The 23,325-nt window shown below is 71.9% G+C and carries 23 protein-coding genes, 1 pseudogene and 1 riboswitch; of the genes and pseudogenes, 15 read left to right on the top strand and 9 right to left on the bottom strand.

All coding sequences use genetic code 11. The features are described 5' to 3' along the window. The first annotated feature begins 143 nt into the window (after positions 1–143). From ABT123_RS03220 to ABT123_RS03200, 5 genes are all read left to right on the top strand, one after another. Positions 144–686 (top strand): FHA domain-containing protein, encoded by a 543-nt coding sequence (locus ABT123_RS03220; protein ID WP_351308987.1) that lies wholly within the window; start codon positions 144–146, stop codon positions 684–686. A 41-nt stretch (positions 687–727) separates the two neighbouring features. Further along, positions 728–1,471 (top strand): transcriptional regulator FtsR, encoded by a 744-nt coding sequence (gene ftsR, locus ABT123_RS03215; RefSeq protein ID WP_351308984.1) that lies wholly within the window; start codon positions 728–730, stop codon positions 1,469–1,471. 53 nt (positions 1,472–1,524) lie between these two features. Continuing rightward, positions 1,525–1,998, top strand: a complete 474-nt coding sequence (locus ABT123_RS03210) for a bifunctional nuclease family protein (protein WP_150210931.1) — start codon at positions 1,525–1,527, stop codon at positions 1,996–1,998. Between the two features lie 158 nt (positions 1,999–2,156). Next, positions 2,157–2,807, top strand: a complete 651-nt coding sequence (locus tag ABT123_RS03205) for a MerR family transcriptional regulator (protein WP_351308981.1) — start codon at positions 2,157–2,159, stop codon at positions 2,805–2,807. Between the two features lie 78 nt (positions 2,808–2,885). After that, on the top strand, positions 2,886–4,349 hold the full coding sequence (locus ABT123_RS03200) for a DNA polymerase IV (protein WP_351308978.1): 1,464 nt from the start codon (positions 2,886–2,888) through the stop codon (positions 4,347–4,349). On the opposite strand, the gene ABT123_RS03195 is transcribed toward ABT123_RS03200, so the two are convergent. Next, positions 4,346–4,720 carry a PRC-barrel domain-containing protein gene (locus tag ABT123_RS03195; RefSeq protein WP_351308975.1) on the bottom strand — a complete coding sequence of 125 codons (375 nt, stop codon included), beginning with the start codon at positions 4,718–4,720 and terminating at the stop codon, positions 4,346–4,348. The genes ABT123_RS03200 and ABT123_RS03195 overlap by 4 nt on opposite strands. A 122-nt stretch (positions 4,721–4,842) precedes the next feature. Further along, a riboswitch (glycine riboswitch) is annotated at positions 4,843–4,941 on the top strand. A 196-nt stretch (positions 4,942–5,137) separates the two neighbouring features. Between ABT123_RS03195 and gcvP the strand changes: the two genes are divergently transcribed. After that, a complete protein-coding gene (gene gcvP / locus ABT123_RS03190) occupies positions 5,138–8,023 on the top strand; it encodes an aminomethyl-transferring glycine dehydrogenase (protein WP_351308973.1) in 2,886 nt (961 codons plus the stop codon). A gap of 87 nt (positions 8,024–8,110) precedes the next feature. Here the strand turns inward: gcvP and ABT123_RS03185 are convergent, their stop codons facing one another. After that, positions 8,111–8,317 carry a DUF5999 family protein gene (locus tag ABT123_RS03185; protein ID WP_351308967.1) on the bottom strand — a complete coding sequence of 69 codons (207 nt, stop codon included), beginning with the start codon at positions 8,315–8,317 and terminating at the stop codon, positions 8,111–8,113. A gap of 254 nt (positions 8,318–8,571) precedes the next feature. Further along, positions 8,572–9,171, bottom strand: a complete 600-nt coding sequence (locus tag ABT123_RS03180) for a hypothetical protein (protein ID WP_351308964.1) — start codon at positions 9,169–9,171, stop codon at positions 8,572–8,574. Between the two features lie 509 nt (positions 9,172–9,680). On the opposite strand from ABT123_RS03180, the gene ABT123_RS03175 reads away from it, so the two are divergent. Both ABT123_RS03175 and ABT123_RS03170 read left to right on the top strand, forming a co-directional pair. Then, the gene (locus ABT123_RS03175) at positions 9,681–11,189 is read left to right on the top strand and encodes a glutamate-cysteine ligase family protein (RefSeq protein ID WP_351308961.1); all 1,509 of its coding nucleotides are present in this window, start codon (positions 9,681–9,683) and stop codon (positions 11,187–11,189) included. Positions 11,190–11,292: 103 nt separating this feature from the next. Continuing rightward, positions 11,293–12,087, top strand: a complete 795-nt coding sequence (locus ABT123_RS03170; protein ID WP_502970842.1) for a CPBP family intramembrane glutamic endopeptidase — start codon at positions 11,293–11,295, stop codon at positions 12,085–12,087. Between the two features lie 22 nt (positions 12,088–12,109). Here ABT123_RS03170 and ABT123_RS03165 read toward each other — a convergent pair whose 3' ends face one another. Both ABT123_RS03165 and ABT123_RS03160 read right to left on the bottom strand, forming a co-directional pair. Then, on the bottom strand, positions 12,110–12,931 hold the full coding sequence (locus ABT123_RS03165) for a PhzF family phenazine biosynthesis protein (protein ID WP_351308958.1): 822 nt from the start codon (positions 12,929–12,931) through the stop codon (positions 12,110–12,112). A 131-nt stretch (positions 12,932–13,062) separates the two neighbouring features. Next, positions 13,063–13,410: pseudogene (locus ABT123_RS03160) on the bottom strand (MerR family transcriptional regulator); the annotation flags it as partial. A 116-nt stretch (positions 13,411–13,526) separates the two neighbouring features. On the opposite strand from ABT123_RS03160, the gene ABT123_RS03155 reads away from it, so the two are divergent. Both ABT123_RS03155 and ABT123_RS03150 read left to right on the top strand, forming a co-directional pair. Beyond that, positions 13,527–14,600 carry an alkene reductase gene (locus ABT123_RS03155; RefSeq protein ID WP_351308955.1) on the top strand — a complete coding sequence of 358 codons (1,074 nt, stop codon included), beginning with the start codon at positions 13,527–13,529 and terminating at the stop codon, positions 14,598–14,600. A 90-nt stretch (positions 14,601–14,690) separates the two neighbouring features. Next, positions 14,691–15,287 carry a PadR family transcriptional regulator gene (locus ABT123_RS03150; RefSeq protein ID WP_351308952.1) on the top strand — a complete coding sequence of 199 codons (597 nt, stop codon included), beginning with the start codon at positions 14,691–14,693 and terminating at the stop codon, positions 15,285–15,287. A 55-nt stretch (positions 15,288–15,342) separates the two neighbouring features. Here ABT123_RS03150 and ABT123_RS03145 read toward each other — a convergent pair whose 3' ends face one another. Further along, complete coding sequence (locus ABT123_RS03145) at positions 15,343–15,771, bottom strand: type II toxin-antitoxin system Rv0910 family toxin (RefSeq protein ID WP_351308949.1); 429 nt, start codon at positions 15,769–15,771, stop codon at positions 15,343–15,345. Positions 15,772–15,919: 148 nt separating this feature from the next. On the opposite strand from ABT123_RS03145, the gene ABT123_RS03140 reads away from it, so the two are divergent. Continuing rightward, positions 15,920–16,912, top strand: coding sequence for an EamA family transporter (locus tag ABT123_RS03140; RefSeq protein WP_351308946.1), 993 nt, complete (start codon positions 15,920–15,922; stop codon positions 16,910–16,912). Positions 16,913–17,084: 172 nt separating this feature from the next. Next, on the top strand, positions 17,085–18,062 hold the full coding sequence (locus ABT123_RS03135) for a DMT family transporter (protein WP_351308943.1): 978 nt from the start codon (positions 17,085–17,087) through the stop codon (positions 18,060–18,062). Here ABT123_RS03135 and ABT123_RS03130 read toward each other — a convergent pair. Continuing rightward, positions 18,044–18,736 carry a pyridoxamine 5'-phosphate oxidase family protein gene (locus ABT123_RS03130; RefSeq protein WP_351308940.1) on the bottom strand — a complete coding sequence of 231 codons (693 nt, stop codon included), beginning with the start codon at positions 18,734–18,736 and terminating at the stop codon, positions 18,044–18,046. The genes ABT123_RS03135 and ABT123_RS03130 overlap by 19 nt on opposite strands. 28 nt (positions 18,737–18,764) lie before the next feature. On the opposite strand from ABT123_RS03130, the gene ABT123_RS03125 reads away from it, so the two are divergent. Beyond that, positions 18,765–20,105 carry an aminotransferase class I/II-fold pyridoxal phosphate-dependent enzyme gene (locus tag ABT123_RS03125; RefSeq protein ID WP_351308937.1) on the top strand — a complete coding sequence of 447 codons (1,341 nt, stop codon included), beginning with the start codon at positions 18,765–18,767 and terminating at the stop codon, positions 20,103–20,105. Positions 20,106–20,201: 96 nt separating this feature from the next. Here the strand turns inward: ABT123_RS03125 and ABT123_RS03120 are convergent, their stop codons facing one another. Further along, on the bottom strand, positions 20,202–21,158 hold the full coding sequence (locus ABT123_RS03120) for a DMT family transporter (RefSeq protein ID WP_351308934.1): 957 nt from the start codon (positions 21,156–21,158) through the stop codon (positions 20,202–20,204). 73 nt (positions 21,159–21,231) lie between these two features. Here ABT123_RS03120 and ABT123_RS03115 point away from each other — a divergent pair, with 73 nt between their 5' ends. Further along, complete coding sequence (locus ABT123_RS03115; RefSeq protein ID WP_351308931.1) at positions 21,232–22,137, top strand: LysR family transcriptional regulator; 906 nt, start codon at positions 21,232–21,234, stop codon at positions 22,135–22,137. A 40-nt stretch (positions 22,138–22,177) separates the two neighbouring features. Here the strand turns inward: ABT123_RS03115 and ABT123_RS03110 are convergent, their stop codons facing one another. After that, entirely contained in the window at positions 22,178–22,636 is a 459-nt protein-coding gene (locus tag ABT123_RS03110) for a pyridoxamine 5'-phosphate oxidase family protein (protein ID WP_351308928.1), read from the bottom strand. Positions 22,637–22,712: 76 nt separating this feature from the next. Between ABT123_RS03110 and ABT123_RS03105 the strand changes: the two genes are divergently transcribed. Next, complete coding sequence (locus tag ABT123_RS03105; RefSeq protein WP_351308926.1) at positions 22,713–23,318, top strand: cysteine hydrolase family protein; 606 nt, start codon at positions 22,713–22,715, stop codon at positions 23,316–23,318. The last annotated feature ends 7 nt before the right edge of the window (positions 23,319–23,325 follow it).

Here is a 23,325-nt window from a genome sequence, read left to right as displayed (position 1 = left end):
CGGGCGCGTCGGCTGTTGACCCTGCCGGTACCGGCCGCATAGGTTTCGGTGAACCATCAACCTCAAGTGCGGGTGGAGGGTTTGACTCCGACCCGTATGCCACCAATGCCTCCGCGGGGCAGCCGCGGCGCGAGGAGCCGTCCATGTCGGCCGAGCAGGTTTGCAGCAGGTGTGGGCACCGCGCGAGTGCGGCCAGCCGATTCTGCTCGAACTGCGGGGCGCCGCTGCGGCCGGGCCTGACGCCGGAGCGTGCCTCGGAGACCACGTCCACCATCTCGATCTCGGGCCTCGAGGCCTACGAGGCAGAGGTGTCCGGACAGCAGCACGTGTCGTCCTCGCTGTCCCCCGAGGCCCAGGCCGCGGTGGAGGCGCTCCCGCCGGGCTCCGCACTGCTCATCGTGCGGCGCGGTCCGAACTCGGGCAGCCGCTTCCTGCTGGACGGCGAGCTGACCACGGCGGGCCGGCACCCGCAGAGCGACATCTTCCTGGACGACGTCACGGTCTCCCGGCGGCATGTCGAATTCCGCAGGAGCCAGGACGGTGGCTTCACCGTCGCCGACGTCGGCAGCCTCAACGGCACGTACGTGAACCGGAACCCGATCGACTCCGTCGCCCTCAACAGCGGCGACGAGGTGCAGATCGGCAAGTACCGGTTGGTCTTCTACGCGAGCCAGCGGGGCATCTGACGCCCTCGGACTCCGTCCGGGGGCACCCCCAGGGAAGGTCCATGCTGCGTACACCGACGGGCGGTGCCGGACACGGCACCGCCGGCTCGGCCGGGCGGCTGGTGAGCATCGGCACGGTGCTCACGATGCTGCGTGACGAGTTCCCCGAAGTCACCATCTCCAAGATCCGTTTCCTGGAAGCGGAAGGACTCGTCGAGCCCCGGCGCACACCTTCCGGATATCGCAAGTTCAGCCCCGAGGACGTCGACCGGCTGGCGCAGATCATGCGCTTGCAGCGCGACCACTACCTCCCGCTCAAGGTCATCCGCGAGCAGCTCGACGGGCGGGCCCCGGGGGAGCCGATCCGCATCCCCGCGCCCTCCCCGCACTCCGACGCGGTCACCGAGGTGGGCACCGAGGCTCCGGTGCGGCCCGCCGCGGCCAGGATCGGCCGGGAGGAGCTCCTCGCCGCCGCCGAGGTGGACGAGGTACAGCTGGTCGAGTGGGAGTCGTACGGGCTGATTTCGGAGGATCCCGGCGGCGGTTTCGCCGCGGAGTCGGTGACCGTGGCCCGGCTGGTGGCGGATCTGGGCAGATTCGGCCTGGAGCCGCGCCACCTGCGGGCCATGAAGGCGGCGGCCGACCGTGAGGCCGGGCTGGTCGAACAGGTGGTGGCGCCCCTGCGCCGGCACCGCAATCCGCAGACCAGGGCCCATGCCGAGGCGACCATAAAGGAGCTCGCGGGCCTCTCCGTACGCCTGCACGAGGCGCTCGTGCAGACCGCCCTGGGTGTCCGTCTGCACTGAGGCGGGACGGCCCCGACTACCCAAACCTGCACGGCAGGTCCTAGGGTTGCTGTGTGAACGAGCTCGACGTTGTGGGTGTCCGGGTGGAAATGCCCTCCAACCAACCGATCGTGCTCCTGCGTGAAGTGGGAGGCGACCGGTACCTCCCCATCTGGATCGGTCCTGGGGAGGCGACCGCCATTGCCTTTGCCCAGCAGGGCATGGCCCCTGCCCGTCCGCTGACGCACGACCTGTTCAAGGACGTGCTGGAGGCGATCGGTGAGGAACTCACCGAGGTCCGGATCACGGATCTGCGGGAGGGCGTTTTCTATGCGGAGCTGGTCTTCGCCAGCGGGGTGGAGGTCAGCGCGCGTCCGTCCGACGCGATAGCGCTGGCGCTGCGCACCGGAACGCCCATCTACGGCAGTGACGGGGTGCTGGACGACGCCGGAATCGCCATCCCGGACGAGCAGGAGGACGAGGTGGAGAAGTTCCGCGAGTTCCTCGACCAGATCTCCCCCGAGGACTTCGGCACCAGCAATCAGTGACTGCCGTTCCGCCCCATTCGAGTAGCCTTTCCCCGCAATGGGGCACGGGAAACCACTCTCAGGGTGATTATCACTCGGCGTGCCGAGTGTGGCGATCGTTGACGCACCCCTGGTGACTGCCTACCGTCGAGATGGCAGGTCAAGGACGGAGGGTCGGCGTGAGAGTCACGGGCGACGGTACGACCGGGGGCATCCCCGCACGGAGTGAGAGCGGGCCGTTCCCGCTGCACGGTGGTGCGGTGGGCTCCGCGCGCCGGTCGCCGGAATCCGCGCCGGCACCGGTCGCACCGGTGGGCGGGGGCGGCGAGCCGGAACCCGAGCAGATCGGCTACCGGGGACCGACCGCGTGTGCCGCGGCCGGGATCACCTACCGGCAGCTCGACTACTGGGCGCGCACCGGGCTGGTGGAGCCGAGCGTGCGTCCCGCCTACGGCTCCGGCACCCAGCGGCTGTACAGCTTCCGGGACGTGGTCGTCCTGAAGATCGTCAAGCGCTTCCTGGACACCGGGGTGGCGCTGCAGAACATCCGGACCGCCGTCCAGCACCTGCGGGACCGGGGATTCGCGGACCTGGACCGGATGACGCTGATGAGCGATGGCGCCACCGTGTACGAGTGCACCTCGCCGGACCAGGTCGTGGACCTGCTGCAGGGCGGGCAGGGCGTCTTCGGCATTGCGGTCGGGGTGGTGTGGCGGGACGTGGAGAGCGTGCTGTCGCAGCTCCACGGGGAGCGGGTGGACACGGGCGAGACCGTCGTCGGCCACAACCCCGCCGACGAGCTGGCCGCCCGCCGCAACCGGGCGGTATAACCCACCCGGTCCGCCCCGCCGCACCACGTCCGGGCCGGCGTCACCCCACTGTCAGTGGCATGGGGGAGCATCAGCAGTGTGAGAGCCGCTCCGACGATCCTGCACCTGGACATGGACGCCTTCTACGCCTCGGCGGAGCAGGCGGCCAAGCCGAGCCTGCGCGGAAAGCCGGTCATCGTCGGCGGGCTGGGGCCGCGCGGGGTGGTGGCCACCGCCTCGTACGAGGCCCGGCGGTTCGGGGTGCATTCGGCGATGCCGACGGCCCAGGCGCGCCGGCTCTGCCCCAACGGCGCATACGTGATCCCGCGCTTCACCCTGTACCGGTCGGTCAGCGACCAGGTGATGGCGCTGCTGCGGGAGCTGTCCCCGCTGGTCGAGCCGCTCAGCCTGGACGAGGCCTTCGTGGACCTCGAGGCGGGCGGCACGGCCGGGGACTCGGCCTCGGCCCGGGCGGTCGGCGAGCGGCTGCGGGCCGATATCCGGGCTGTCACCGGCCTCAGCGGCTCGGTGGGGCTGGCCGGGTCGAAGATGCTGGCCAAGGTGGCCTCGGAGGAGGCCAAGCCGGACGGGCTGCTGCTGATCGAGCCGGGCACGGAGCGGGCGCTGCTGGCGCCGATGTCCGTACGGACGCTGCCGGGCGTGGGCCCGGCGACCGGGGAGCACCTGCGGCGGGCCGGGATCGTCACCGTGGGGGAGCTGGCCGAGGCCGGTGAGGACGAGCTGGTGCGCATGCTGGGCCGGGCGCACGGGGTGGCGCTCTACCGGATGGCCCTGGGCCGGGACGACCGGGCCGTGGTCGCCGAGCGGGACGCCAAATCGGTCTCGGTCGAGGACACCTTCGACGTGGACCTGCACGACCGGGTGCGGATCCGGTACGAGGTCCAGCGGCTGGCGGACCGGTGCGTGCAGCGGCTCCGCTCCTCGGGGCACTCGGGCCGCACCATCGTGCTGAAGGTGCGGCGGTACGACTTCTCGACCCTGACCCGGTCGGAGACCCTCCGGGGGCCGACGGACGACCCGGCGGTGGTCCGGGAGGCGGCGGCCCGGTTGCTGGAGGGGGTGGACACCACGGGCGGGGTGCGCCTGCTGGGCGTGGGCGTCTCCGGGCTGGCGGACTACACGCAGGAGGACCTTTTCGCGCAGTCGCTGGCGGCTGAGCCGGACGGGGTGCAGGAGGCGCCTGGGGCCGCCGAGGAGCCCGCTGTGCCGCCGCCGGGCCAGGAGCCCGAGGCGCCCGCGGAGCGGCGCTGGGCGGCGGGGAGCGACGTACGGCACGCCCTCTACGGCGCGGGCTGGGTGCAGGGCAGCGGGGTGGGCCGGGTGACCGTGCGGTTCGAGCAGCCGTGGTCGCCGCCGGGCCGGGTGCGGACCTTCCGGATCGACGATCCGGAGCTGGAACCCTCGGACCCGCTCCCGCTGCGCGAGCCGGACCCGGACCCGGTGTCCGAGCCTGTTCTCGGGCTCGCCCAGGGCGCGGTTCCGGGCCCTGTGACGGACCTGACAGAGGACCTGACACAGGGCGCGGAACCGCGGAAAACCTAGATCGGCTGCCCCTCGTCCCCCGCCAGCCGGCCGAAGTCGCGCTGGAAGTCGCTCGGCAGGGCGATGTCCAGACCGTAGTGGTGGTACAGCTGGAGCTCCTGTTCGGGGGAGAGGTGGCGGCCCACTCCGAAGTCCGGGGCGTCCTTGATCAAAGAGCGTTCGAACGGCACCCGCAGGGTGTCGTTCACCAGCTCACTTGGCTCCAGCGGGACGAACGCGTCCCGGCTGAACAGCCCGGTGCGCACCGCAGCCCATTCCGGGATCCCGGTGGCATCGTCGAGATAGACCTCGTCAACGGTGCCGATCTTGATCCCGTTGCGGTCGAACGCCTTGCGGCCGATCAGGCTGCGCGGATCGATGTCGGTCTGCACGGTCCCTCCAAATGGTCGCAACTCCTCCGTAAGCACAACGAAAGTGCATATCCGCAGAGGGGGCCACTCGAGGGAGGGCCGGAGGGGCCCGGAACTGCGCTGGTAGGCTGGGTGATGGCTGTTGACCCTGTGCGGGAGAGTCCTCCGAGTGAGCGTGACGGAGGCGCCGAAGGAGCAAATCCTCCCCGGAATCTCTCAGGCAGACGTACCGCACGGACGAGGCCACTCTGGAAAGCAGGGCTGGGCGTCGGAACCGCAGTGCCGGCACTCTCCCTCACCGACGGTGAAAGCCGGTGCTCCACGGGAGACCCCCAGGAGGACCGGCGAAGCTCTCAGGTTGAGATGACAGAGGGGGAGGCCGTCCGGGCGCCCCTCGTGGTGCCCAAGCAGGTCGTGCAGACCAGGAGGCCTCCGTACATGACCGCCAACCGCATTCCGCTCTCCCAGCTGGAGCGTGGCATCCCCTTCGAGCAGCGTCACATCGGCCCGGATGCCGAGGCGCAGGCGAAGATGCTCGCCCAGGTCGGCTACGGCTCCCTCGACGAGCTGACCGCTGCCGCGGTGCCGGACGTGATCAAGAGCGCCGAAGCCCTGAACCTGCCGTCGGCGCGGACCGAGGCCGAGGTACTGGCCGAACTGCGTTCGCTCGCCGACCGCAACCAGGTGCTCTCCTCGATGATCGGCCTCGGCTACTACGGGACCTTCACCCCGCCGGTCATCCTGCGCAACGTCATGGAGAACCCGGCCTGGTACACGGCGTACACGCCGTACCAGCCGGAGATCTCGCAGGGCCGCCTCGAGGCGCTGCTGAACTTCCAGACCGTGGTCGCCGACCTCACCGGTCTCCCCACCTCCGGCGCCTCCCTGCTGGACGAGGGCACCGCAGCCGCCGAGGCGATGACCCTGGCCCGCCGCGTGGGCAAGGTCAAGGGCGGCGTCTTCCTCATCGACGCCGACACCCTGCCGCAGACCATCGCCGTGATCGAGACCCGCGCCGAGCCCCTCGGCATCGAGGTCGTCGTCACGGACCTCGCCGAGGGCATCCCGGCCGAGATCGCCGAGCGCGGCGTCTTCGGCATCGTGCTCCAGTACCCGGGTGCCTCCGGTGCCGTCCGGGACATCAAGCCGGTCATAGACCAGGCCCACGATCTCGGCGCGATCGTCACCGTCGCCGCCGACCTGCTGGCCCTCACCCTGCTCACCTCGCCCGGCGCGCTCGGCGCCGACATCGCGGTGGGCACCACCCAGCGCTTCGGCGTCCCGATGGGCTTCGGCGGTCCGCACGCCGGCTACATGGCCGTCCAGGACAAGCACGCCCGCTCGCTGCCCGGCCGCCTGGTCGGCGTCTCGGTCGACGCCGACGGAAACAAGGCCTACCGCCTGGCCCTGCAGACCCGTGAGCAGCACATCCGCCGCGAGAAGGCCACCAGCAACATCTGTACCGCGCAGGTGCTGCTCGCCGTGATGGCCGGTATGTACGCCGTCTACCACGGCCCGGAGGGCCTCAAGACGATCGCCCGCCGCACCCACCGGTACGCCGCCGTGCTCGCCGCCGGTCTGACCGCCGGCGGGGTCGAGCTGGTCCACGGCGCGTACTTCGACACCCTCACCGCCCGGGTGCCCGGCAAGGCCGCCGAGGTCGTGGCCGCCGCCCGCGAAGCCGGGGTCAACCTGTACCAGGTCGACGCCGACCAGGTCTCGGTCGCCTGCGACGAGACCACCAAGCGCGCGGACCTGGCTGCCGTCTGGGGTGCCTTCGGGGTCACCGCCGACATCGAGGCGCTCGACGCGGCCGGCGCCGACGCGCTGCCCGCGGGCCTGCTGCGCACCGACGCCTACCTGACCCACCCGGTCTTCCACCAGCACCGTTCCGAGACCGCGATGCTGCGCTACCTGCGCACGCTCTCGGACAAGGACTACGCGCTGGACCGCGGCATGATCCCGCTGGGCTCCTGCACCATGAAGCTCAACGCGACCACCGAGATGGAGTCGGTGACCTGGCCCGAGTTCGGCCAGCTGCACCCGTTCGCGCCGATCGACCAGGCCCAGGGCTACGCCACGCTCATCAACGAGCTGGAGGAACGTCTCTGCGAGGTCACCGGGTACGACAAGGTCTCGATCCAGCCGAACGCCGGTTCGCAGGGCGAGCTGGCCGGTCTGCTGGCCGTCCGCGCCTACCACCGGGCCAACGGTGACGAGCAGCGCACCGTCTGCCTCATCCCGTCCTCCGCGCACGGCACCAACGCCGCCAGCGCCGTGATGGCCGGTATGAAGGTCGTGGTCGTCAAGACCGCCGAGGACGGCGAGGTGGACGCCGCCGACCTGCGCGCCAAGATCGAGCAGTACCGTGACGAGCTCTCCGTGCTGATGATCACCTACCCGTCCACGCACGGTGTGTTCGAGGAGCACGTCGCCGACATCTGCGCCCAGGTCCACGAGGCCGGCGGTCAGGTGTACGTCGACGGTGCCAACCTGAACGCCCTCGTGGGTCTGGCCAAGCCGGGCCACTTCGGCGGCGACGTCTCGCACCTGAACCTGCACAAGACCTTCTGCATCCCGCACGGCGGCGGCGGCCCCGGCGTCGGCCCGGTCGGTGTCCGCGCGCACCTGGCGCCCTACCTGCCGAACCACCCGCTGCAGCCGACCGCCGGACCGGAGACCGGTGTCGGCCCGATCTCGGCCGCGCCCTGGGGCTCGGCCGGCATCCTGCCGATCTCCTGGTCGTACGTGCGCCTGATGGGCGGCGAGGGCCTCAAGCGCGCCACCCAGGTCGCGGTGCTCGGCGCCAACTACATCGCCAAGCGCCTGGAGCCGCACTACCCGGTGCTCTACACCGGCCCGGCCGGACTGGTCGCGCACGAGTGCATCGTGGACCTGCGCCCGCTGGCGAAGGCCACCGGTGTCTCGGTCGACGACATCGCCAAGCGGCTGATCGACTACGGCTTCCACGCCCCGACCATGTCCTTCCCGGTGGCCGGCACGCTCATGATCGAGCCGACCGAGTCCGAGGACCTCACCGAGATCGACCGGTTCTGCGACGCGATGATCGCCATCCGGGCCGAGATCGAGAAGGTCGCCGCCGGCGAGTGGCCGGCCGGTGACAACCCGCTTGCCAACGCCCCGCACACCGCGGCAGCGCTCGGCGGCGAGTGGAACCACCCGTACACCCGCGACGAGGCGGTCTTCCCGGGCGGGGTCGTGGCGGCCGAGAAGTACTGGCCGCCGGTGCGCCGGATCGACGGCGCGTTCGGCGACCGGAACCTGGTCTGCTCCTGCCCGCCGCTCGATGACTACGACAACTAAGCACGACGCCTGAGCACGACGCTGACGACCGAGGGGCCGGACCGGGAGGAAATCCCGGGCCGGCCCCTCGGCCGTTCGGCTGATCGGTCAGGCCGCCTTCACCACGTGCGCAGCCGCGAGCGGGCGGTGCGGTGCGATGATCTGCCCGTCCGGCAGCAGCTCACCGGTGTCCTCGAACAGCAGGACGCCGTTGCACAGCAGGCTCCATCCCTGTTCCGGGTGGTTGGCCACGGGACGCGCGGCCTCCCGGTCGGCGGAGTCGGCTGATGGGCAGGCAGGCTGGTGCTGGCACATGGATGCGTTCTTTCGCTGCGGTGTGGTCTGTGTGCTGCGGCTCGATGCGTTGTTCATGGCCGCCCCCCGTATCGATCGGTGTGGTCAGGGTCCCAGTCTTGCCCTACGCGACTGGCTCCGCAGGGATTTCCCGGCAGCTGTCCTCACAGATTGATGACGCATCACTCGTGCGGGCGGTTCAGCCAACTCGCCTGTCACTTCGGGTGGTTCGGATCTGACTCCGGGGGACTAGGCCATCTGGGTAAACCGGGTCATCAGGCCGCGGCCTCGCCCGCCAGGGCGGGCGGGGTCAGCCGGTGGGTCAGCACCGGGAGCAGTTCGGAGACCGGATGCGGGCGGTACGCGGCGATGCCCGGCGGGGCCGGGGCCAGCGGAATCAGCAGGTCCGCGGCGGCCGGCAGACCGGCGGCGGGATCCGCGCCGACCGCCCCGTGCAGCCACAGGGTCAGCATGTACAGCTCCGGTACGGACAGCAGCCGGGCCTGGTAGCCCGAGCCCAGGGACCCGAGGGATTCGGCCTGGCGCAGCGCCCGTTCGGTGGCGGCCACATAGGGGCCCTCGAAGAAGTGGGAGAAGGCCCAGCCGTCCGGAGTGAGCCGGGTGTCCGCCGCCGCCACGTACCGGTCGCCGCCGCGGATCAGGAAGCGCCATGCGGTGAGGCGCGTGCGCGGTGGCCGTCCGCCGGCGATGACCCGGTCCAGCACATGGACGGGGAGCGGCAGTTCGGCGGTCATCGGCCCTTGGTGCGCGCGCAGGGTGGGGGTGTGCGCTTCGTGCACGGCGGTCGGTGAGCCGAGTGCCGCGAGGACGCTGCGCAGGGCGGGCGCGGGAGCCGGGGGAATATGCAGCGGCATGGTGGGTCGCCTCTCACTTGGGAGACCGGTGAAACGGGGGCGGGGGTGTGCGGAGAGCGTGTCGCATTCTGGGGCCAGAGGGGGGCTGTGGGGCAATGGCCGCGCGCCAACTCTCTGCCTCGTTTGCGGAGTTTATACGACATGTGTTCACACAGTGTTTCGGCTAGCCGTCCCGCCTATTGCGGACAAGGCGTTTACCGGTCCCGCTGTCATGGTTTTCATGCCGGTTGTACACATGGATTCCCTGCTGACCTCGGAGGGTACCGGACGAGGGCTCGGCTGAAAAGCATCGGTAATGCGTGCGATGCCCACTTCGGCATGCCCGATCGGTATATTGCAGCGGGCCATGTGCCGGATGAATGTGCCAACGCACCGTGTCGGCCAAACCGGCGTGCGCTCCCCGCCACTCACGCCCCCTCGGAGTTATCGATCACGCGGCCGGGGCATCATCGACCGTAACGCGCGCGCCCGGGTGGCCGGGTGGGGCCCACTCGAGGAGGGACGCTTCGATGGGGGAGAAGGTCGTGGCAGGCGGATTCGACCTGTCCGATCGGCAACGGTATCGGAGGAAGCTTCACGAGTGCCTGGAGGGGCTGGAGCGGCTTCTGGCGGAGAAGAGGTTCGATCGTCCCAAGAATCTCATGGGGCTTGAGATCGAATTGAATCTCGCGGGTCCCGACGGTCTGCCGAGAATGGTGAACGCCCAGGTTCTGGAGCGCATTGCGAGCCCCGATTTCCAGACCGAACTCGGAATGTTCAACCTGGAGCTCAACATACTCCCGCACCGTCTCGACGGCCGGGTATTCGACCAGCTCGCCGAGGAACTCAGCGCCGGTCTCGGCTATGCCCACCGGCAGGCCGCCGAGGTCGATGCCGGGGTCGTCATGATCGGAATTCTGCCGACCATCTCGCAGCAGGACCTGGTGACCGCCAACCTTTCAGCGGTCGACCGGTACTCGCTGCTCAACGAGCAGATCCTGATGCTGCGGGGGGAGGACTTCCATCTCGACATCGACGGGGTGGAGCGGGTCCGGTGGACCGCCGGGTCGATCGTGCCGGAGGCGGCCTGTACCTCCGTGCAGCTGCACCTCCAGGTCACCCCGGGCCGCTTCGCGGACGTGTGGAACGCGGCGCAGTGCGTGGCGGCGGTGCAGATCGCGGTCGGCGCCAACTCGCCGTTCCTGTTCGGACGGGAGCTCTGGCGGGAGTCCCGGCCCCCGCTGTTCCAGCAGGCCACCGACACCCGCCCGCCCGAGCTCCAGGCCCAGGGGGTGCGTCCGCGCACCTGGTTCGGGGAGCGCTGGGTGGACTCGGCGTACGAGCTGTTCGCGGAGAACGTCCGCTACTTCCCGTCCCTGCTGCCCATCTGCGACGAGGAGGAGCCGCTGCGGGTGCTGGGCGAGGGCGGGGTGCCCAGTCTCCAGGAACTGGTGCTGCACAACGGCACCGTGTACCGCTGGAACCGGCCGGTCTACGGGGTCGCCGACGGGAAGCCGCATCTGCGGGTGGAGAACCGGGTCCTGCCGGCCGGCCCCACCGTCACCGATGTGGTCGCAAACGCCGCCTTCTACTACGGGCTCGTCCGCACCCTCGCCGACGAGAAGAGCCCGGTGTGGAGCCGGCTGCCGTTCGCCGAGGCCGAGGCGAACTTCGACGCGGCCTGCCGGTACGGGATCGACGCCCGGCTGCGCTGGCCGCGCCGGGGGCGTTCCGGCGGGCTGGCGAGCGTACCGGCCGTACGCCTGGTCCTCGACGAGCTGCTGCCGATGGCCGCCGCCGGGCTGGATGCCTGGGGCATCGAACCCGCCGACCGGGACCACTACCTCGGCATCATCGAGGAGCGGTGCCGACGGCGGGCCAACGGAGCCACCTGGCAGGTGGACACCTACCACCGGGCGCTGGCCGGCGGACTGGAGCGGGGGCCGGCACTCGCCGCGACCACCCGGCGGTACAGCGAGCTCATGCACAAGGGGGACCCGGTGCACACCTGGCCGGTGGGGCTGGCCGAATTCCCGTGACCTAGCACGCGACGCAGCCCGTGATCCCGCCCCGGCCTCCTCTTCCGCCGTCGGCCAGGCAGTATGGGGAGGTCGGAACGGGATTGCGGGACGGGAGCGGGGCGTGCGGGCGGAACCGGTGCTGGAGGATCTGCGCGAGGACGGGCGGCGGAGCCTGCTGCGCACCGAGACGCTGCTCGTGCTCGCCCTGTCGCTGGGGGCGAGCGCGGTCTCGTCCCTGATCAGCTTTATCGGCTCGCTCACGAGGCCGGGCGGCCTGAAGGACCAGGCCGCCACCCTCAACGGCTCCTACGCTCCCGGCCGCCCCTGGCTGGACCTGGCCTGGCAGCTGTTCGGGATCGCCACTGCGCTGGTCCCGGTGCTGCTGGTGGCACACCTGCTGACCCGGGAGGGGGCGGGCGGGCTGCGGGCGCTCGGCTTCGACCGCACCCGGCCCGGCTGGGACCTCGCCCGGGGCGCGCTCGTCGCGGCCGGCATCGGCAGTGCCGGGCTGGCCTTCTACCTGGGGGCCAGGGCCTCCGGGTTCAACCTGACGGTGGTGCCGGAGGCGCTGCCCGAGGTGTGGTGGAAGTTCCCCGTCCTGCTCCTCTCCGCCGTGCAGAACTCGGTGGTGGAGGAGGTCATCGTGCTGGCGTACCTGCTGCGCCGGCTCGACCAGCTGGGCTGGTCGCCGATGTCCGCCCTGCTGGCGAGCTCGCTGCTGCGCGGTTCGTACCACCTCTACCAGGGCATCGGCGGGTTCATCGGCAATGCGGTGATGGGTGCGGTCTTTGTGCTGCTCTACCGCCGGTGGGGCCGGGTCGGTCCGCTGGTGGCCGCCCATGCGCTGCTCGATATCGTCGCCTTCGGCGGGTACGCGCTGCTGGCCGGCAAGGTGGACTGGCTGCCCACGGCCTAGCCGGGCCGCAGACCGGGGGAGGTCAGGGGGAGCTCAGGAGTTCGCCGTCGATGACGGTGACGGCCCGGCCGGTGAGCAGGGTGCGGTCGCCCGCGAGGGTGACCCTGACCAGTCCCTGCCGGGCTCCGCCCTGCAGGCCGGTCAGCTCGGTGCGGCCGAGGCGGGCCGCCCAGAACGGGGCCAGGGCGGTGTGGGCGCTGCCCGTGACGGGGTCCTCGTCGATCCCGACCAGCGGGAAGAAGCCGCGGGAGACGAAGTCGTAGCCGCGGGCGGGGTCCTCGGCGGGGGCGGTCACGATCAGCCCGCGCTGCCCGAAGCTCCGCAGCGCGGCGTGATCGGGGCGCAGCTCGCGGACGGTCTTCTCGTCGGCGAGCTCGATGACCAGGTCGCCGATGTGCGGGGACGTGTCGTGGGCCGAGAGGATCTCCACCCCGCCGAGTGCGGCGGCGACCTCGGCCGGCGGGTCCCACCGGGTCAGTGAGGACGTGGGGAAGTCCATCGTCAGGGTGCCGTCCCCGGCCGTCTCGGTGGTGAGGATGCCGCACCGGGCGGCGAACCGGACCCGGCCGCTCGCCAGGCCGCTCTCCGCGAGGACGTGCGCGGTGGCGAGGGTGGCGTGGCCGCACATGTCGACTTCCGCGGTCGGGGTGAACCAGCGCAGCGCCCAGTCGGCCTCCCCGCCGGGCGGCAGCGGGTGGGCGAAGGCGGTCTCGGAGAGATTGACCTCGGCGGCCACCTGCCGGAGCCAGCTGTCCGGCGGGAACTCCCCGTCGAGGAGCAGGACCCCGGCGGGGTTGCCGCCGAAGGGACGGTCGGTGAAGGCGTCGACGATTCGGATACGCATGCCCCGACGGTAGGGCGCCCCCGCATCGATCACCCAAGGCCAATTCGGGAGCACTGGCCTGGCCCGCCGTCGGCCCACGCGCCGCCTTCCCCTGCGGCCGTTCCCGGCTGTCTCTGGTGTCCCTGGTGTCCCCGGTGGGCCCGGGCCGCGGCCATCAGCCCGTCGAGCGCGTCCCTGGTCCGCACGAGGTCGGCGATGTGTGCGGAGAGCCGCTCGCGCTCCAGCGCCATCCGCTCCAGTGCCGCGTCGGAGTTCTCCGCGCTGGGCGCGTCGACGCAGGGCAGCAGTTCGGCGATGGTGCGGCTGGACAGGCCCGCGGTGTAGAGCCGCTGGATGAACGCGACCCGCTCGACCTCCTCGTCCGTGTAGTGCCGCTGACCGCTGGGACTGCGGGTGCTGGTGAGCAGCCCCTGCTCCTCGTAATAGCGCACGGACCGGACGCTGACTCCGGTCCGTGACGCGAGTTCCCCGATCCGCACGATGCCTCCCGGCTGTGTCCCGCGCCACAACAGCTTGCCTCTGACGTCAATGTCAGGTTCTAGCGTAGCTGCCGTGCCCGAGGTCCGGGCACGGTGGTTCGCGAAGGAGTCCTGACATGACGACCCTTTTCACCGGTTACGAGCTCGGTGGCCTCATGCTGCCCAACCGGATGGTCATGGCCCCGATGACCCGGGCCCGGGCCGCCGCCGGCGGTCTGGCGACTGCGTCCATGGCGACCTACTACGCCCAGCGGGCCTCGGCCGGGCTGATCGTGAGCGAGGGCGTGCAGCCCAGCGCGGTCGGGCAGTCCAATCCGGGCACGCCGGGACTGCACACCGACGAGCAGGTCGAGGCCTGGCGTCCGGTGACTGCAGCCGTCCACGCCAACGGTGGACGGATCTTCGCCCAGCTCATGCACGGTGGCCGGGTCTCCCACGCCGACACCACCGGCCTCCAGCCGGTCGGGCCCTCGGCCGTCCCCGCCGTCGGCGAGGTGTTCACCCCGACCGGACCCCAGCCCGCTCCGATGCCTCGCGCGCTGGACACCGCCGAGGTGCCCGAGCATGCACAGTCCTACGCCCGGGCCGCCCGCCGCGCCGTCGACGCGGGTTTCGACGGCGTGGAGCTGCACGGTGCCAACGGCTACCTGATCTCGCAGTTCCTCTCGTCCAACGCCAACCTGCGCACGGACCGCTACGGAGGCCCGATCGCCCACCGCATCAGGTTCGCCGTCGAAGCCGTCGCCGCCACCGTGGCGGAAGTCGGCGGGGCCAGGACCGGCATCCGGCTCTCCCCGGGCGCAACGTTCTGGGGGGTCGAGGAGGCCGATGTCCTCGAGCTCTACACCGCGCTGCTGACCGAACTGGCCTCCCTCGGGCTGGCCTACGTGCACCTCGAAGCCACCGCCGACGAAGAGGTGCTGATCGCCCTGCGCCGGGCGTGGCCGGGAACCCTCGTCATGAACCCCGTACTTCCGATGGGGCCGAAGCAGGCCGGCCGGGACGACGCCGAACACTGGCTCGGCCTGGGGGCCGACCTCATCAGCTTCGGCCGCGGCTTCCTCGCCAACCCCGACCTGGTCGAGCGGTTGCGGGGCGGGCTTCCGATCGCCCCCGTCGACGAGGCCACGTACTACCAGGGGGGCGACGCGGGCTATCTGACCTACTCGGCCCACCAGCACGCGGCGTAGGACGTGTGGCTCCGAGGATCCTTGCCGAACGAACAGTCCCGATATATCGTTGACGCATCGCGAACGATCGACGATGAAAGGAGCGTAACCATGCGTTCACGTGGACACGGGCACGGGCACTGTGGGCCCGATCGTCAGGGAGAGTTCGAGGGGCGCCGCGGGGCCTTCGGTCCGTTCGGCCCCGGCTGGGGTGGCGGTCCCGGCGGGCCCTTCGGGGGTCGTGGCGGCCGTGGCGGCCCGCACCGGCGCGCCCGGCGCGGCGACGTACGCGCCTCGATCCTGGCGCTGCTCGCCGACCGGCCGATGCACGGCTACGAGATGATCCAGGAGATCGGCCAGCGCAGCGACGGAGCCTGGAAGCCCAGCCCGGGCTCGGTCTACCCGACCCTGCAGATGCTCGAGGACGAGGGCCTGATCACCAGCGCGAGCGAGGGTGGCAAGAAGCTGTTCACGCTCACCGAGGCCGGCCGCACCGAAGCGGAGGCCGGTCCGGCGGCGCCCTGGGAAGAGGCCGGGCGCGGCGTCGACTGGGAGGCCATGAACGAGATCCGGGCGGCCGGCTTCGGTCTCATGGAGGCGTTCGGGCAGGTCTGGAAGGCCGGCACGCCCGACCAGCGGCAGAAGGCGATCGCGGTCATCAACGAGGCGCGCAAGAAGCTCTACCTGATCCTGGCCGGCGAGCACTGATGACGGACGGCAGGCAGCGCGGCCGTGCTGCCTGCCGTGGCCGAGGTCAGGCGGGTCAGGCGACCAAGACCGCCAGCTTGCGCAGCGATTCGTTGAGCGCGGCCGTGGCCGAGTCCTTCAGCTTGCCCGCCATCAGCGAGACGGCTGCGCCGGTGAACTCCCCGTCGATGCGGACCGTGGTCGCCCCGCCGTCGGGGATCAGGGTGTATTTGGTGCCCACGATCACGCCCATCGGGCCCTTGCCCTTGATGGCGAAGACCCGCTCCGCCTCCAGCTCCTCGATCGTCCAGGTGACTTCGGCGGGGAAGCCCATCATCTTCATGTTCTCCTCGAAGGTGGACCCGACCGCGAAGGTCTCCGGTCCGCCCTTGGGGAAGCTGGTGTGGGTCATGCTCCACTGGCCGTACGCACCCCAGTCCGTCAGCTGGGACCAGACCTTCGCGGCAGACGCCTCGATGCGTGATTCCGCGGTGACTTCAGCCATGCGACCAGCCCTTCTCGTCGGGTACGTGCGCGGAACGTAGCCCCGGCGGCCGTAAGATTCAATACTGGCGGCCTGTCAGAAAATCTGTGACCGTCTCAACAGGCGTCACCGGCGTGACGCTCCTGACGGCGACTGTCATGATGGCCCGATGCAAGCGTCAGGGAAGAACGCCGGACTGGGCCTCGCGCTCGTCTCGGCAGCCGCGTTCGGCGGTTCGGGAGTTGCGGCGAAGCCGCTGATCGAGGCGGGTCTGGACCCGCTGCACATGGTGTGGCTCAGGGTGGCCGGGGCCGCGCTGGTGCTCTCGCCGCTCGCGTGGCGGCACCGCGATCTGGTGCGCCGCAAACCCGCCCTGCTGGCCGGCTTCGGCCTGATAGCGGTGGCCGGTGTGCAGGCCTTCTACTTCGCCTCCCTGTCCCGCATCCCGGTCGGCGTGGCCCTCCTCCTGGAGTACCTGGGCCCGGCGCTGCTCCTCGGCTACATCCGCTTCGTCCAGCGCAAGCCGGTCACCCGGGCCGCCGCCGCCGGTGCGGCCGTCGCCGTGGTCGGGCTGGCCTGCGTGGTGGAGATCTGGGCGGGGCTGAGCCTGGACCCGCTGGGCGTGGCGCTGGGTCTGGCCGCTGCCTGCTGCCAGGCCTGCTACTTCATCTTCGCCGACCAGGGCACGGACGGGGACGACGTCCCGGACCCGCTCGGCGTCGCGGCGTACGGGCTGATCATCGGAACCCTGGTGATGACGCTGATCGCCCGGCCCTGGCAGATGGACTGGGAGGTGCTCTCCGGGGACGCCTCGCTGGGCGGCGCGGAGGTGCCGGCCCTGGCGCTGCTCGCCTGGGTGGTGCTGATCGCGACCGTGCTCGCGTACCTGACCGGGGTGGTCTCGGTGCGCAGGCTCTCGCCGCAGGTGGCCGGGGTGGTGGCCTGCCTGGAGGCGGTCGTCGCCACCGTGCTGGCCTGGGTGCTGCTCGGCGAACACCTCTCCGCGCCCCAGATCCTGGGCGGCGGCCTGGTGCTGGGCGGGGCGCTGATCGCCCAGACCGCCCGGCCGCAGGCGCCGGCCGGGCCCGAAGTGGACGCGGTGGACGCGTTGGACGCGTTGGACGCGTTGGGCGCGGTGGACCGGGCAAAGACCACGGCTTAGGGTGAGGACCGTGCATTCGACCGTGCTTCCGCCGCCTGCCGCCTGACGCGGGCGGCCACCGCTGAGAGCGAGACCTCGGCCCGGGCAGTTCCCGGGCCGGTCCGTGCTGCCCGCGAAGCGATGACACACACCCTTCATCCTTCACGCATTTCACGCACGCACGGAGAAACACGTGTCGAACCACTCGCCCGCCGGGCGCAGTCTGCTGTACCTCGTCGTCGCCGGAGCCGCCTGGGGCACTGCCGGGGCGGCTGCCTCCCTCCTCTTCCTGGCCAGTGATCTCGGGCCGCTGTCCCTGTCGTTCTGGCGGTCCGCGGGCGGCCTGGCCGTCCTGCTCGGTGTGCTGGCGGTGCGCCGCCGCGGCCCGGCGAGCGGCGCACCGCGCCCGTCGTTCGGCTCGCTGGTCTGCACCGGCCTGCTGTTCACCCTCTTCCAGGCCGCGTACTTCGGTGCGGTGCAGCAGACCGGGCTGGCCGTCGGGACCGTGGTCACCCTGGGCGCCGGCCCGGTGCTGATCGCCCTGGGCGCGCGGTACTGGATGGGCGAGCGGCTCGGGCGCGGTGGCGCGGCGGCCGTGGTGGGGGCGCTTGCCGGGCTGGTGGTCCTGGTGCTGGGCAGCGGGGGCGGCGAGGTGCGTCCGCTGGGCGTCGGCCTGGCCTTGCTGTCGGCGGCGGGATACGCGGGGATGACCCTGCGGACCCGGTGGAGCGGGCAGCGCGGCGCGGCCGGGGACCCGCTGGTGACCACGGCGTGGTCGGTCGGGGTGGGGGCGGTCTGCCTGTTCCCGCTCGCCGCGGTGGAGGGGCTGCTTCCGCACACCGCCGAACTCGGGCGGGTGCTCTGGCTGCTGGTGTACGTGGCCACGGTGCCGACCGCGCTCGCGTACGCGCTCTACTTCACCGGAGCCGCGGCGGTGCGGGCCGCCACGGTGTCGGTGATCATGCTGATCGAGCCGGTGAGCGCGGCGGTGATCGCCGTTCTGGTGCTGGGGGAGGAGCTGACCGGGGCGGTGGTGCTGGGCACCGTACTGCTGCTGACGGCGGTCCTCGCGCTGATTGTCGCGGAGGCCCGCCGTCCGGTGTCGGCCCGGCAGGAGCCGGAGCCTGAGCAGGAGCAGGTGCCCGTGCCGGTTCAGAGCGCGGCGAGGTAGTCCGGGGTCGCGATGCCGGGGGCCAGATCGGCGGCCGGGACGGGAGCCCCGTACGTCTGCGCGACCGGGACCACGCCCGACCAGTGCGGGAGGGACAGGTCCGCGGGGTCGTCGTTCGGGCCGCCGGTACGGATCTTCGCCGAGACCTCGGCCAGGTCCAGCCGGATCACGGCGGTGGCGGCCAGCTCCTTGGCGTTGGCCGGCCGGGAGTCGGCGGCGCGGCCCGGAACCACGTGGTCCACGAGGGCGTCGAGGGCGCTGCGGCGCTCCGCCTCGTCGGTGACGGTGCGGGCGATGCCGTGGATCACCACCGAGCGGTAGTTGATCGAGTGGTGGAACGCGGACTTGGCGAGCACCAGGCCGTCCACGTGGGTGACGGTCACGCAGACCGGCAGGCCCGGGTCCGCGGCGGAGGAGCGGAGCGGGCGAGATCCGGTGGAACCGTGGAGGTAGAGGGTTTCGCCGACCCGGCCGTAGAGGGTGGGCAGGACCACCGGAGCGCCGTCGCGGACGAAGCCGAGGTGGCAGACGTACGCCTCGTCGAGTATCGCGTGCACCGTTTCGCGGTCGTAGTGGGCCCGGTCGGCGGACCGGGTGGGGACGGTCCGTTCGGTGGGCTGGTAGGTGGCGGGGGCTTCGGTGGGGGCGGTGGTGGAGGTGGCGGGGGCGGTCATGGTGCGAACTCCATTGCACTAGTGCATAATGCTGTTTGTGCTAGGAGATTACCTGATCACTGGTGGCCGCGCATCGGAGATTGCGGCGAGCGTCGAAGCGGGGGTGGGCTCGGGGGAGCTCGCGCCCGGCGCACTGCTGCCCCCGATGCGGGAGCTCGCGGCCCGGCTGGGCGTCAACCCGAACACGGTTGCGGCGGCCTACCGGACGCTGCGCGAGCGGGGGGTCATCGAGACGGACGGCCGGCGCGGCAGCCGGGTCCGGGCGCGGCCGGCCAGCGCCCCGCGGGAGGCGATGGGCATCGCCGTACCGGCGGGCGCCCGGGACCTGTCCAGCGGCAACCCGGACCTGGCGCTGCTGCCCGCGCTGGCGGGGCCGTTGGCGGCGGCTGCGCGCCGGTATGCGCAGGCGCCCACGGAGTACGGGCAGGAACCGGTGGTCCCGGAGCTGGCGAGGCTGGCGCGCGCCGGGCTGTCGGCAGAGGGGGTGCCGGACGGGCCGCTGGCACTGACCTCGGGCGCCCTGGACGGCATCGAGCGGGTGCTCGCGGCGCACCTGAAGCCGGGCGACGCGGTGGCGGTCGAGGACCCGGGGTGGGGAAGCGTGCTGGATCTGGTGCCGGCGCTGGGGCTGCGGGTCCTGCCGGTCGAGGTGGACGAGGAGGGGCCGCGTCCGGCCGCGGTGGCCGCGGCGCTGGCGGCCGGGGCGCGGGCCCTGCTGGTCACCTCGCGGGCGCAGAACCCGACAGGGGCGCTGGTCGGCGCCGCCCGGGCAGCCGCGCTGCGGTCCCTGCTGGCCCGGTACCCCGGGGTGCTCGTCATCGAGGACGACCACGGCCACGGCATCGTGGACCTCCCGCTGCATCCGCTGGGCGGGCTGACCCGGCACTGGGCGCTGGTGCGGTCCACCGCGAAGGCGTACGGGCCGGACCTGCGGCTCGCGATCGTCACCGGCGACCCGGTGACCCTGGACCGGGTGCGCGGCCGGCAGCGGCTGGGGCCCGGCTGGGTCAGCCGGCTGTTGCAGTACGCGCTGCTGGAGCTCTGGAACACGGGTGCGGTGGACCCGGTCGTGGTGGCGCGGGGGTACGGGGAGCGGCGTGATGCGCTGGTGGCTGCGCTGGCGGCGCGGGGCGTGGCCGCGTACGGGCGCAGCGGGATGAACGTGTGGATCCCGGTCGGGGACGAGACGGCCGTGGTCACCCGCCTGCTGGCGGCGGGCTGGGCGGTGGCTCCGGGGGCGCGCTTCCGGGTGGAGAGCGCGCCGGGCATCCGGATCACGGTCTCCCGCCTGACCCCGGCAGACGTCCCGTCCCTGGCGGAGGCCATCGCCACCGCGGTCCGCCCGACCTCGGCGACCCGGTACGTCTAGGCCCTGTCCGGGGCCGGCCTCGCCCGGCGCCGCCCTCGCCCGGCGCCGCCCTCGCCCGGCGCCGCCCTCGCCCGGCGCCGCCCTCGACCTCGCACGTCAGGTCCGGCGGCGGGGTTGGGTCAGGGCGGCGCCTGCCAGGATGATGGCCGCGCCTACCGGGGTGTTCCAGTGGAGCTGTTCGCCGAGGACCAGGACGCCGGCCGTCGTGGCGATGACCGGGATGAAGTAGGTGACCATCTGGGCGGTGGTCGGGCCGATCTCGGTGACCAGGGCGTACTGCATCTGCAGGGCCATACCGGTGCCCAGCGCGCCCAGCGCGATCACCGAGAGGGTCGGCCAGAGCGGGAAGGCGGCCGGGGCCGTGGTGAACAGCGCACTTGTCAGGGCGAGCTGGAGGGTCGACAGCAGCAGCTGGCCGCCGGTCAGGGCGACCGGGGATCCCGGGGTGTCCGCCAGGGTGCGGCGGACGTAGATCCAGCCGATCGGGTAGCAGAGCGCGGCCAGCAGCGCGAGCGCGGTGCCCTTCGCGTCGACGCCCGCGAAGCCCTGCCAGGCGCCGAGCACCGTGAGCACCCCGAGGAAGCCGAGGCCCAGGCCGGCGACCCGGCGGCGGGTCGGGCGGTCCTCGGAGAGGGCGACCAGAGAGAGCGCCATGCCCCACAGCGGCGAGGTGGCGTTGCAGATCCCGGCGAGGCTGGAAGGGATGGTCAGCTCGGCGTACGCGAACAGCGAGAACGGCGCGGTGTTGAGGAGCAGTGCGGCCACCGCCAGATGGCCCCAGGTACGCAGGCCCCGCGGCAGCGGTTCACGCCGGACCAGCAGGACGGCGAGCAGCGCGAGCGCGCCGAAGAAGACCCGGCCGAGGGCCACCTGGAACGGTGCGTACGCCTCGGTGCCGACCTTGATCAGGAGGAAGCTGAAGCCCCAGATCACGGAGAGCACGCCGAACCGGATCCGCCAGTCGAGGGCGGCGCGGCCGGTGCCGGTGCCGGTGCCGGTGCCGGTCGTGGCGGGGAGGGAGCGGAGGGAAGGGGACCGGGTGGGGGTGCTCATGCACCTACTCTGCGACCGGTGATCTCGTAGGACAAGCGAGATTCTTTTGGGTGCACGGCGTAGCATTGCTTACATGTTGAACCTGGAGCGCCTCCGCACCCTCGATGCCCTCGCCCGCCACGGCTCGGTCAGCGGCGCCGCCGAAGGACTGCACGTCACCACCTCGGCCGTGTCCCAGCAGATGGCCAAGCTGGAACGCGAGGTCGGCCAGCCGCTGCTGGCCAAGTACGGCCGCGGGGTGCGGCTGACGGACGCGGGGCGGCTGCTCGCCGGCCATGCCGCGCGGATCATCTCCCAGGTGGAGCTCGCCCAGGCCGATGTGGAGGCCCAGCGCGGCTGTGCGGTGGGGGAGCTGCGGATCGGGGCGTTCCCCACCGCCATGCGGGGGCTGCTTCCGGACACCCTGACGGGACTGCGGGCGGACCATCCGGAGCTGCGCGTGCGGGTGCGCGAGATGGAGCCGGAGGAGAGCATGGCCGCCGTGGTGCGCGGCGACCTCGATCTCGCGCTGGCGATCGACTGGTACAACAAGCGGATGCCCGTCCCCGGCGAACTGGTCCGGGCGCACCTCCTCGACGACGCGGCCGATGTGGCGGTCCCGGCCTCGCATCCGCTCGCCGACCGCACCGAGATCTCCCTGGCGGAGTTCGCCGAGGACGACTGGGTCTCCTGGAACGAAGGCCAGTTCTGCCACGAATGGCTGGTCTTCACGCTCCGCGGCACCGGCATCGAGCCGCGCATCGCGCACATCGCCGAGGAGCACCACACCCAGCTGGCCTTCGTGGAGGCCGGGCTCGGCGTCTGCATCACGCCTCGGCTGGGCCGCGGCCCGGTGCCGCCCGGGGTCCGGCTGCTGCCGGTCTGTGACACCGTACGGCGCCATGTGTACGTGGTCTGGCGCGCGGACGCCGACCGCAGGCCCTCCGTCCGGGCGGCGGTGGACGCGCTGCGCGCCACGGCGGCGCGGATCGAGGGCTGAGCCCCGGCTGCCCCCGAACGCCCCGGCCCTCCCGGCCGCCCTACAGCTTGCGGAAGTCCCAGGAGACCACGGCATCCGGGGTGAGCCGCAGCCATGCATGGCGTCCGTCGTGCGGCATCTCGTCGATCCCGAAGTTCTTCGCCGGAAAGAGGCGTTCGACCTCCTCCAGCTCGGGGCAGGGCTCGCCGGTCCGGGGGGCCTCGCCCACGAAGTCGGCGCTGCCCGAGAGTTCCACCCCGCGCAGCTCCTCGTACGACTCGCCCGCGTCCACCACCACCGAGATCCGCGGGTCCTTGCGCAGGTCCGCCCAGCGCCTGCTGCGGGTGATCGAGTACAGCCAGAGGGAGCTGCCGTCCCAGGCGAACCACAGGGCGCCGACGTGGGGGCGGCCGTCGGGGGACACCGTGGCCACCCGGCAGGTCCGCTGTTCCCGCAGGAAGGCGTCGACTTCCTGCTCGGTCATCATGATCCGCCGGCCGCGCCGCTGGGTCTCGTCCATCCGTGCCGCACCCCTTCACATCTGACTGTGTGTCAGGAATCATGCGGGTTCCGCCGTCGTCACACCAGGGGGAGAGATGCAGAGGCTGGAACCCGCAACCACCGCGCTGCTCACCGTCGAATGCCAGAACGGCGTGGTCGGCGAGGACAGCGCCCTGCCCGAGCTGGCCAAGGAGGCGCAGGCCTCCGGCATGCTCGCCCGGGTGGCCGAGCTGGTGGCCGGCGCGCACCGGGCCGGCGTACAGGTGCTGCACGCGGTCGCCGAGCGGCGGCCGGACGGCCGGGGCGCCAACACCAATGCGCGGCTGTTCCGCGCCGCGGGGAAGCTGCCGGTGCAGCAGCTGACCGGCAGCGCGGCCGTGCGGGTGGCCGCGCCCATCGAGGTCGCCGAACAGGACCTGGTCGTCCGGCGGCTGCACGGCCTGTCCCCGATGGCCGGGACCGATCTGGACGCGCTGCTGCGCAACCTCGGCTGCCGGACCCTGGTGGTCACCGGGGTGTCCTCGAACGTGGCCATTCCCAACACCGTGTTCGACGCGGTGAACCTCGGCTACCAGGTGGTCGTCCCGGCCGATGCGATCGCCGGAGTGCCGGCCGAGTACACCGCGCAGGTGCTGCGGAACTCCCTCGCCCTGGTCGCCGCGGTCACCACCACCGAGGAGGTCCTCGCCGCCTGGTCGTGACGAATCG

The organism is Streptomyces sp. NPDC002054 (assembly GCF_040296685.1).
Taxonomy (GTDB): Bacteria; Actinomycetota; Actinomycetes; order Streptomycetales; family Streptomycetaceae; genus Streptomyces.
The sequence above is the reverse complement of the archived record's forward strand: the minus strand, read 5'-3'. Positions and strand labels throughout refer to the sequence as shown.